Raw genomic sequence first — 9,722 nt, forward strand, 5'->3', positions numbered from 1 at the left:
ACGCCGGTGAGCATCATAGCTTCGTTCTGGATGACCAAGGCAGGATTTGGGCCTGGGGCCGCAACCATCGCGGGCAACTTGGTGACGGCACGACAGAGGCACGCTCCTCACCCGTCGCCCTGGAGCTTCCTGCGCCGGACGCCGCTCGTTTCGTAGCCGTTGCGGCCGGGGGCGCCCATGGCCTCGCCCTGGATGACCAAGGCCAGGTGTGGTCCTGGGGGAACAACTCCGAGGGGCAGCTGGGGGACGCCACGACGATCAGCCGTAGTACGCCGCAACCCATCGGCGATGCGTTGCTCGACGGTGCTCCGGCGACCCAGATCGTGGCGGGCCGCAATCACAGCCTCGCCCTGAGCGGCTACGGACGGGTGTTCGGATGGGGCGCCAACGGGAGTGGGCAACTGGGCGGCGGGCCGGTAGCTGGGGCAACCACCCCGATGTTAGTGAATCTCGCTTTTCTAGGGCGGGCGGAGGCGGCTTCCCTCGACGCCGGCGGTCATTCCAGCCTGCTGGTGGACTCGCAGGAACGCCTGTGGGTCTGGGGGGCCAATGGCAACGGTCAATTGGGAATTGGTTCCACGATCAATCAGCCATCGCCCGTGTTGGCCGGTGCCTTAAATGGAAAACCTGACGTGGACGTGGCGCTCGCCATCGCAGCCCGATTTATCCTTGGGGGTGACCAGGTTGCCTCGGCTGCCCGCATTGCCATTGATAATCCGCTGATTCGCCCGGTACACGTGGCCGTGGAGGAGGCCGGATTTCGCTTTTCGGATGGTCAGCAGACCCTAAGGGTGCCTGCTGTCTCCTCGCTGGAGTCACCGCTTCGGCTTCACGGCTCGGGGATATGTACCGGTGCGATGGGGAATCAGGCCGTCACGTTTACCCTGCGGGACGATCTGCACAGGTTACTGGCGAGGGAGACTGTTGTGCCCCGGTGTGTGCCGGACATCCGCTACGGTGTCGGCTTTGCCGATGGCAAGGCCAAGGTCAACCTCGTCAGTGAATCAGAGCACGATTACACAGTCCGCTTTATCGCATCTGATGGGTTCACAGTGGACGGGAGTTCCAACTGGCAAGGGACATTGTGCGGTGGTTGCACGCAGCCACTGCTGACCGAAGCGACGTGCGCTGCCGGGGCTCGAAGGGAGCTGGGAAGGCTGGACATCCTCGACATCAATGAGCAGGTTATCGACAGCAGGGAGGTCGCCTGCACAGCGCAGTCCCTACTGGGAGGGGCCTATTCGCATAGCTTGTTTGTTGATGAGGCGGGTGATTTACTGGCTTGGGGGAATAACCAAAGCGGACAGCTTGGCGATGGCTCCCAAAATTCCCAGACTGCGCCAGTGCATGCCGATGCGTCAGGATGGCAAGGTGCTGCAATCGTGCAGGTTGCCGCTGGGGATGATCACTCGTTAGCCATTGATGATTTCGGACGGTTGTGGGCATGGGGCTCTGGGTCATTCGGTCAGTTGGCCCATGATGCTTGGGAGCAGCGTACGCCCGTTGAGGTGGACCCCTCCATTCTGGGCGGCGCGGCTTGGGAGCAGGTGGGAGCCGGTTTCGTACACAGCGTAGCCCTGGATGACCAAGGCCGTGTTTGGGCATGGGGAGATAACACCTACAGCCAGTTGGGCGATCTAGAGGAATTAATGAGTACGCGGCCCATTAAGATTGACCTGTCAGCCCTTGGCGGTTCTGACCCGGCCTCCATTGGTGCAGGGATTTTTACCAACCTCATATTGGATGAGCAAGGTCGTGTCTGGGGATGGGGGGAAAATGCGTGGGGAGTGCTCGGCACTGGTACGACCGAAGATGCAAGCGCCCCCACTGCCATGGATGTCACCATGCTTGCAGGGGCAGAGGCCGTGGCGGTTGCCATAGGCTCCCATGGGCTGCATAGCCTGGTTCTGGATGAAGGTGGGCGGGTCTGGGCAACGGGAAGGAACGACCATGGCCAGCTTGGCGATGGGACCACCGCGGGCAGCAAATCCCTTGTGCCGGTCGATCTGGACGCCACGATCGTGGCAATCGACGCCTCCCTCTTTACCAGTCTTGCCGTGGACGACCAGGGGAACGTCTGGGCATGGGGGCGCAATGCCGAGGGCCAACTTGGTGATGGCACGTACCTGGATCGCGCGACACCGGTGAAAACCAATTTGAGTGCATTGGACGGGGTGTCCGTCCTGGAAGTGTTTGCGGGCGAGTACCACAGTCTCGCGCGCGACGCTGCAGGGCGCGTTTGGGCGTGGGGTGACAACTCCTTTGGCCAACTTGGCGACGGCACTGATAGCGATCGCCCCACCCCGACCTTGGTCGAACTACCGGCAGAAGTCGATTGACGCGCTCAGTTGCTGCTTTGGCGAGCAGGACGGATCAATGATCCAGAATTGGCCTGGCGAACGTGTCCTGCGATGGCATAGGGCCCATCGTGACACGTTCAACCGTGGTCGGCACACATCACACTTCCTTGCTTTAGGTCAACGCACCGGACTCATAATGCTCCTTACAATGAGACCACACAGGCTGAAGGAGGCATGGCAATGGCTAAGGGGATCAAGACGGTCCTGGTGCCGGTGGACGGGTCGAAGCACTCGGCCGCCGCGGTACGTTACGCGGATCAGCTGGCGAGGGCGACGGGGGCGGGGGTGGAGTTGTTGTTTGCGTTTCCGAAGTCCGCAGAGGCGCTGATGGGGCGGCTCGGGGGGTCGATGGAACAGGCATTGGCTGCTGGCTGGGCTGAAGATGCTTTCGGGTCTATGCGCAAGGAGAGTGCTTCGCGGGCGTTCAAGGATGCCCGCAGCCAGCTGGGTGAGGATGCGGTGAGCATGGCGGAGACGACGCTGGCCGGCGATCCGGCTCGGGCGGTGTTGGACCATGCAAAGGCGGTAGATTCACCGGCCATCGTCATGGGGCGCCGCGGGCTGGGCCGGGTCCGGGAATTTCTGCTCGGCAGTGTCAGCGAAACGGTGCTGGCGGCGGCGGAATGTCCCGTCACCGTGATTAGCGACGATGACGAGGTGATTCCAAGGGTTTTTGTCGTACCCGTGGATGGTTCCGAGCAATCGTTGGCGGCTGCGGAACACGCGGCCATGTTGGCGAAGGCAAGGCAGGGGGGGATCCACTTGCTGCACGTGTTCCCCAACTCGCCTCGGGAAATTCCAGGTGTTGGTGGCAGCATGGCAGAGCTCGCTGGTGTCGGGCCGTTCGCGGAGCACAGCTTCACCGAACTCGCCCGCGAGATGGCAGAAAAGGCATTCGGTGAGGCACGGTACCGAATCGGTGATGCGGGCATTGAAGTCAAGGACGTCCGGCGTGGCGGTGATCCGGCGACGATCATCAACGCCTACAGCCGCGAGGTCGGCCAAGTCGAGATCGTGATGGGGCGGCGCGGCAAGGGACGCCTGGATAACTTCCTCATGGGTAGTGTCAGCCGGCGCGTTGTCCATGGCGCGCATTGTCCTGTAACCGTTGTGCACTGACCGGCCGGCATAAAAAAGCTGCGCCGGATACCGCGCAAACTGGCGCGATATCCGGCGCAGGATCCCTCAGGGCCGCTTAGAAGTTGTAACCAAGCCCTACGGTGTAGGCCCAGGCTCCCTCGTCGAAGTTGTCGTCGACATCACGCGCCCGTTCGAAGAAGAACTGGTACTCGGCCCGGCCCATCACAAACGTGCTGTCAAGCACGTAGTACTTGAGGCCTAATTCAAGGCCGCCAAAGCCCGTGTCATCGACGCCGTCTCCGTAGACGACACCAAGGCTCGCGCCCAGGAAGGGCCGCCAGGCGTCGTCGAGGAAGGGATAATTGGCAAAGCCGCGGGTTGAGCCGTTCCAGAAGTCATCCGAGATGTCCGCGCCCTCGATATTTGCGTAATTGACGCTCTGACGCACGCCGAGCAGTAGGTTCCTGTCGAAGACATACCAGCCAAGGTCGCCGGAGATCCCGAAGTTCCCCGTGTCAAACTTCCGGTCACTGGTGCCGGTGCCGGCCAGAGTCAATTCACGATCGCCCACGGATGGACCCACGCGCTCACTTTCCCCGATCTGCGCCACTGCAAGGGCGGGAAACAGGCCGAGGGCCAGACATGTTAAAGCCGTCTTTCTAATCATCAAGATCTCCTTACACCGAACAACGCGCCAGCGCTGTGGGCGTCACTGTACTTGATCGAACGATCGCTCGACCGCAACCTGACACCGGCCCCATGAATGGGGGCCGGCGGCATGCGCAGAATAGTCCGGATACTGGCTTGCGTCTGTGCGGTGGCGTCCAGAACAATCAGTGGCGAACGCGTCCCGATGCTGGTGGTGCGGGGCAGCGGCGTGATGTCTCGTCGGACGTTGCACCGACACCGACGTCCGCACCATCGCCGCAGTTACCATCACGCGACGAATCGTGCGGGCCCGGGACGCGAGTCCTGCGAATGTTATCGCGCGGCCATGGACATCGCCGAGGTCTTCGGGGACCCTGGCGCGCCATTCGACGCGTTGAGGTCGCGCTTCTCGGCGTCGGAAAGCTTGTTCGCCGCGTCGGAGGTTCGGGCCATGCGTGCCTTAGCTCTCGGTAAACCAGTCCTCGAGTGCGATGCCAGGCACCGCCTTAGCGCAGCTCGTATCGCGTAATGGCCGATGCGAATACGGTGTCGCTGCTGCACTTGCGCAGGCCCGCGATGACCTTTCCTCTCGCACCTCGTCCAGCGCGCGGGAGAAGTCCGGATCATCGATGTCGTCGGGGTTGGTTATGCTGCCGTCGGCACGAGTTTCGAGCTTGTTCAGCCACGCATGCAGCGGATCGGGCGCCCTAGAAGAGTTTGATGCCTCCAACCCCAGCTCAATGAGGTCCGTAACCACGTCTTTGAGCCGGCGGTCATTCTCAGCGGCGCGCACCCTGAGTTTGCGGATCAGATCGTCGGGTAGTTCGAGGGTCGTCTTCATAGCAACAAACCGATAAAGCTGGTTTTACGGCCAGCAGATATCAATCCTGGGACTCCCGAAAGGCGTTGATCAGGCGGGAAAAATCCTTCGGTCGGTGCCGCTCGAATCCGGCCTGATCCACGGACACAAAGCGGTTGTCCGGCCCCCGGCGCCCCGTGCACCAGGTAGCGCAGCTACGTGGCTGCCCCTGCTTCTACGCCAGCGCCGGCTGCCCACCATGGCCGGGCCCCGCTCCGGCGGGGCCTTTGCTTGTATGCCATTCTGGCACCATGGTTGACTTTCCCCCCTTGTATGCCATTCTGGCACCATCCAGCCACAGGCTAGGCACACAACGGTTTGGCAACAAGTGAGGCGTCGCGATGACAGCGGCAAATGAAAGAGAGCGAGAAAAGCGGCTGGTAGCCCGCGCCAATGCAGAGATCCATCAAAAGATCGCGGAGGCGGCAGAGTTGCAGGGATCGACTGTTTCCCAGTTCCTGCTTGATGCTGCACTGGAGCGCGCCAGGGAGGTCACCGAGCGGGCCACGCGGATCAACACGAGCCGCGAGGCCTTTGAAAACATGATGGTGGCGTTGGACCAGCCGGCACGCCCCCTGCCCCGTCTGAGGCAGGCGGCGCGACGGTATAAGGAACAGCTGCATGCCTCGGATCAGGAAAGAGCAACTTAGCAGGAACCATCACCGCGCGGATTTTGACTGCGGGGTCGAGGAACTCACCACCTTCATTCAGAAGACGGCGCGGCGACAGGACGAGCGCCATCTGGTGCGCACCACGGTACTGGTCGATGCCGACAAACCCGAACGCATCCTGGCGTACTACTCCACTGCCCCCTGCGAGATTACACCGCCGCCCGGGGTAAGGGCCTGGAAAAGTTACCCACACGCTATACCCTTCCTGCGGATGGCGCGACTCGCTTCGGACCTGAGCGTCCAAGGCCAGGGCTTCGGTGAGCTGGCGATGCTCTCCGCCATTGAGGACGCGGCGACCATCTCTCGGCAGTTTACCGCCATCGGCGGCCTGGTGGTGGACGCCAAGAATCAGCGCGGCGCTGCCTTTTACGAGAAATACGGCTTTGTCAGGATCGAGGAAGCCGGGCTTCAACTCTTTCTGCCCATTCAGGACTGCGTTTCCCTCATGGATGAACCGGACGAGCCATGAATCTGTCCCGTTTCTGCCGGCCACGGCGCCTGCACCCGTCAATGGACGGCAGATCGGAGGAGCCACTTCCGGAATTGACATAGTGTAGAAATGACACTAACTTAAGCGGCCCACACTCAAACAGAGGCTGTTGGCGGTGGACAACGGGGCGCTCACCGGGCTGGCGACGGACGTGGTGGTGTTTACCATCCGTGCGCAGCGGCTGTGCGTGCTGCTCGTGCGCCGCACCCGTGAGCCCTTTGCCGAGCATTGGGCGCTGCCGGGCGGCACCGTGCCGGCGGACGAGGGGTTGGACGCGTGCGCCAGGCGCCTGCTGCGGGAGAAGACGGGCTTGCACGGCGTCTACCTGGAGCAGCTGTATAGCTTTGGCAGCCCGGGGCGCGATCCGCGCGCACGGGTGGTGTCGGTGTCCTATTTCGCGGTAGTCCCACCGGGGTGTCTGCTTTCGGTCACCGACCACAGCAGCCGTCTGGCCTGGACGGCGGTGGATGCCCTGCCCGTGATGGCGTTCGACCACGGTGAGATTGTCAGCATGGCGCATCGGCGTCTGGCGTCCAAACTGGAGTATTCCACCATCGCCCTTCAGTTCATGGGGGAGCGGTTTACGCTCAGCGAGTTGCAGTCCGTCTACGAGACGATTCTCGGTGAGCAGTTGGATAAGCGGAACTTCCGGAAACGGGTCCGCAACCTGCCCTGTCTCGAGGAGACCGGGGAATGGTTCCGTGCCGGCAACCATCGGCCGGCCCGACTCTTCCGGGTCACCCGGCCAAGCCGGGTCGACATCATCAAGTAGGCAGCGACCTGCGGGTCGGAGGTTGATGACATGAGCAAGGTACAGGCGGTCCGTGCGGAAGCCCCGATTCGGTTTTTCCGGGAGCAGCCATTCACCGCGAGTGAGACGCTGAAAACCGGGGAGCGCAATCAGCTTATGGGCCGCGTCCGCGAGGCGCTGCGGGCTCAGGATGCCGTTCTTGTGGCCCATTACTACACCGCGCCGGATCTGCAGATCCTTGCCGACGAGACCGGCGGCATCGTCTCCGACTCGCTGGAAATGGCGCGCTTTGGTTATGAGCATCCGGGGCGCACTGTCGTCGTTGCGGGTGTCCGTTTCATGGGCGAGACGGCCAAGATCCTCAGCCCGCACAAGCGCGTGCTGATGCCGGATCTGGAGGCGACCTGCTCGCTGGATGTGGGCTGCCCGCCGGAGGAGTTCGCGGCATTCTGCGACCAGCATCCGGAGCGCACCGTGGTGGTGTACGCCAATACCAGCGCGGCGGTGAAGGCGCGCGCGGACTGGGTGGTGACATCGAGCATTGCCGTGGATGTGATCCGTCACCTGCACGCGCGCGGCGAATCGATTCTGTGGGCACCGGATAAGCACCTGGGCGCCTACGTTCAGCAGGAGACCGGTGCCGATATGGTGCTCTGGGACGGCGCCTGCATCGTCCACGAGGAGTTCAAGTCCATCGAGCTGGACAGGGTCCGTGCCGAGTACCCGGAGGCGAAAATTCTTGCGCATCCGGAGTCACCAGCGGGCGTGGTCGCTCAGGCCGATGTGGTGGGCTCAACGTCTCAGCTGCTGAAGGCCGTTCAGACCCTGGACGCCGGCACGTTCGTCGTCGCCACGGATGCCGGCATTTTCCACAAGATGCGGGAGGCGGCTCCCGGCAAGACCCTGCTGGAGGCGCCCACCGCCGGCAAGGGTGCCACCTGTACGAGTTGCGCCCATTGCCCGTGGATGGCCATGAACGGACTGCGCAGCCTGGTCCACACCCTGGAAACCGGTGCCAACGAGATCCACGTGGATTCGCTTGTGGCCAAACAGGCATTGGTCTCGCTCGGGCGGATGCTCGAATTCGGCAAGAGCCGCAGTAGGGTTGTTGAGGGTACGGGCGATGCCTGATGGCTGAGCACACAAAAAAGACCACCGGCCGGGGCCGGTGGTCTGGTTGAGGTCAGACGATTAGACGATTACCAGGTATCGTCATCCTCCGTGTCCTCTTCCCACTCATCGTCCATGTCGTCATCTTCCCAGTCGTCATCCGTGTCGTCTTCCCACTCATCTTCACCTTCTTCCTCGAATTCCATGGTTTCAGGCGCATTGCTGTCGGCCGTGCCGCCAGCCGGCGTGACATCGCCGCCAGCGTGAGCCATGCCACCGAGGCCGAGGCCGAGGGCGGCGAGCAGAGTGAGCATGAGAGTGCGCAGTTTTGCGATCGTGTACATAAGACACCTCCTGTCGCTTCGTCAGTGATAAAACCTCTGCAAGGTTCGCCCAACGGGATTGCAGACACCGTGCCAACAGAATCAACCACACAAAATCAATAAGATACAGCCAACCCTGTGGTGTGCAGCCAGGCATTGCCCTGTGACATCGGGTCACATGCGCCCTAACCGCACGGTCGATCCGCCGCACTCGACACCGCTGGTCGCGGCGGCCGGACGGCTGCTGCGCAGAGGCGGTGTATCGCTCGGGGCGGTGACCACAATACTTTTACAAAAGCTGTACATTTAGTATATGATCGCTGCGTTCGTTGCCGACCACGGAATTAAGGATTGCTGCATGGAAACACTCATCGGTCTGGTTGAAAGGGGACTGGTTCCCGAGCCCTTGGTGAGACGCGGCATTCGCCGCCTCCTGGGTGAGCGTTTGCGCGCCGAAGGCGGCGGCCCGGAGGAGCGCCGCGAGCGCATGGAGGCGTTGCTCGAGCACATGGCTGAGAGTCCCGTCGCCCTGGCAACGGACACGGCGAACGAGCAGCACTACGAGTTGCCGGCGGGGTTTTTCCAGCAAGTACTCGGTCCGCACCTCAAGTATTCGTGCTGCCTGTGGCCCGACGGTGTCACCACTCTGGCGCAAGCCGAGGCCGCAATGCTCGCGCTCACCTGTGAACGCGCAGGCCTGGAAGACGGCCAGAGCGTCCTGGAGCTGGGCTGCGGCTGGGGTGCCTTGTCCCTGTGGATGGCCGAGCATTACCCGAACAGCGCCGTGACCGTGGTATCGAACTCCTCGTCGCAGCGGGCGTTCATCGAGGGCCAGCGGGACACCCGCGGGCTATCGAATCTGCAGGTCATTACGGCGGATATGAATACGTTTGCGACAACGGAGCAATTCGATCGCGTCGTCTCTGTGGAGATGTTCGAGCACATGCGCAACTGGGGTGAGCTGCTGCGGCGGGTTCATGGATGGCTGCGGCCCGGCGGCAAGCTGTTCTTCCACGTGTTTTGCCATCGCGAGCTCGCTTACGTCTTCGAAACCCGCGGCCCCAGCGACTGGATGGGACAGCACTTCTTCACGGACGGACTGATGCCCGCCGACGCCCTGCCACTGTATTACCAGAACGATTTGCGCCTGCGGCGGCACTGGCGCGTGAACGGCCGCCATTACGAGGCCACGTGCAATGCCTGGCTCGAGCGCCTGGACGCAGCGCGCGAGGCCATCGATCCGGTATTCGCCGAGACCTACGGTGCCGATCAGGTGCGTCGCTGGGTGAATCGGTGGCGGGTCTTCTTCATGGCTTGCGCGGAGCTGTTCGGGTATCGCTCCGGCAACGAGTGGTTCGTCTCCCATTATCTGATGGAACGCCCCGCCGGGGAGACGCCATGAAGACCCTGGGGACGGGGCGCGGGGGCAA

Annotated in this window: 9 protein-coding genes and 1 pseudogene; 7 read left to right on the forward strand and 3 right to left on the reverse strand. The window is 62.5% G+C overall.

Annotation, left to right across the window (positions count from 1 at the left end; translation table 11 throughout):
• Both QZT63_RS08820 and QZT63_RS08825 read left to right on the forward strand, forming a co-directional pair.
• A pseudogene (locus tag QZT63_RS08820) lies at positions 1-2,339 on the forward strand (hypothetical protein); the annotation flags it as partial.
• Between the two features lie 201 nt (positions 2,340-2,540).
• Positions 2,541-3,479 carry a universal stress protein gene (locus QZT63_RS08825; protein WP_290650410.1) on the forward strand — a complete coding sequence of 313 codons (939 nt, stop codon included), beginning with the start codon at positions 2,541-2,543 and terminating at the stop codon, positions 3,477-3,479.
• Positions 3,480-3,555: 76 nt separating this feature from the next.
• Here the strand turns inward: QZT63_RS08825 and QZT63_RS08830 are convergent, their stop codons facing one another.
• Both QZT63_RS08830 and QZT63_RS08835 read right to left on the reverse strand, forming a co-directional pair.
• Positions 3,556-4,107 carry a hypothetical protein gene (locus QZT63_RS08830; protein ID WP_290650412.1) on the reverse strand — a complete coding sequence of 184 codons (552 nt, stop codon included), beginning with the start codon at positions 4,105-4,107 and terminating at the stop codon, positions 3,556-3,558.
• Positions 4,108-4,548: 441 nt separating this feature from the next.
• On the reverse strand, positions 4,549-4,929 hold the full coding sequence (locus QZT63_RS08835; protein ID WP_290650414.1) for a hypothetical protein: 381 nt from the start codon (positions 4,927-4,929) through the stop codon (positions 4,549-4,551).
• Positions 4,930-5,288: 359 nt separating this feature from the next.
• Here QZT63_RS08835 and QZT63_RS08840 point away from each other — a divergent pair, with 359 nt between their 5' ends.
• The 4 genes from QZT63_RS08840 (at position 5,289) to nadA (ending at position 7,990) form a co-directional block, all read left to right on the forward strand.
• Entirely contained in the window at positions 5,289-5,597 is a 309-nt protein-coding gene (locus tag QZT63_RS08840) for a DUF1778 domain-containing protein (RefSeq protein ID WP_290650416.1), read from the forward strand.
• Positions 5,569-6,087, forward strand: a complete 519-nt coding sequence (locus QZT63_RS08845; RefSeq protein ID WP_290650418.1) for a GNAT family N-acetyltransferase — start codon at positions 5,569-5,571, stop codon at positions 6,085-6,087. The genes QZT63_RS08840 and QZT63_RS08845 overlap by 29 nt, the downstream gene beginning before the upstream one ends.
• A 136-nt stretch (positions 6,088-6,223) precedes the next feature.
• Positions 6,224-6,880, forward strand: a complete 657-nt coding sequence (locus tag QZT63_RS08850) for an NUDIX domain-containing protein (RefSeq protein WP_290650427.1) — start codon at positions 6,224-6,226, stop codon at positions 6,878-6,880.
• Between the two features lie 30 nt (positions 6,881-6,910).
• Complete coding sequence (nadA, locus tag QZT63_RS08855) at positions 6,911-7,990, forward strand: quinolinate synthase NadA (RefSeq protein ID WP_290650421.1); 1,080 nt, start codon at positions 6,911-6,913, stop codon at positions 7,988-7,990.
• Between the two features lie 68 nt (positions 7,991-8,058).
• On the opposite strand, the gene QZT63_RS08860 is transcribed toward nadA, so the two are convergent.
• Positions 8,059-8,313, reverse strand: coding sequence for a hypothetical protein (locus tag QZT63_RS08860; RefSeq protein WP_290650423.1), 255 nt, complete (start codon positions 8,311-8,313; stop codon positions 8,059-8,061).
• 337 nt (positions 8,314-8,650) lie between these two features.
• On the opposite strand from QZT63_RS08860, the gene QZT63_RS08865 reads away from it, so the two are divergent.
• A complete protein-coding gene (locus QZT63_RS08865) occupies positions 8,651-9,694 on the forward strand; it encodes a cyclopropane-fatty-acyl-phospholipid synthase family protein (RefSeq protein ID WP_290650425.1) in 1,044 nt (347 codons plus the stop codon).
• Positions 9,695-9,722 lie beyond the last annotated feature (28 nt).

Source organism: Aquisalimonas sp. (assembly GCF_007120195.1).
GTDB lineage: Bacteria > Pseudomonadota > Gammaproteobacteria > Nitrococcales > Aquisalimonadaceae > Aquisalimonas.

What these genes read in the sequence shown, in the direction of transcription:
- QZT63_RS08830 (WP_290650412.1), bottom strand. Translation starts at nt 4,107, where the DNA reads ATGATTAGAAAGACGGCTTTAACATGTCTGGCCCTCGGCCTGTTTCCC.
- QZT63_RS08835 (WP_290650414.1), bottom strand. Translation starts at nt 4,929, where the DNA reads ATGAAGACGACCCTCGAACTACCCGACGATCTGATCCGCAAACTCAGG.
- QZT63_RS08825 (WP_290650410.1), top strand. Translation starts at nt 2,541, where the DNA reads ATGGCTAAGGGGATCAAGACGGTCCTGGTGCCGGTGGACGGGTCGAAG.
- QZT63_RS08865 (WP_290650425.1), top strand. Translation starts at nt 8,651, where the DNA reads ATGGAAACACTCATCGGTCTGGTTGAAAGGGGACTGGTTCCCGAGCCC.
- QZT63_RS08860 (WP_290650423.1), bottom strand. Translation starts at nt 8,313, where the DNA reads ATGTACACGATCGCAAAACTGCGCACTCTCATGCTCACTCTGCTCGCC.
- QZT63_RS08840 (WP_290650416.1), top strand. Translation starts at nt 5,289, where the DNA reads ATGACAGCGGCAAATGAAAGAGAGCGAGAAAAGCGGCTGGTAGCCCGC.
- nadA (WP_290650421.1), top strand. Translation starts at nt 6,911, where the DNA reads ATGAGCAAGGTACAGGCGGTCCGTGCGGAAGCCCCGATTCGGTTTTTC.
- QZT63_RS08845 (WP_290650418.1), top strand. Translation starts at nt 5,569, where the DNA reads ATGCCTCGGATCAGGAAAGAGCAACTTAGCAGGAACCATCACCGCGCG.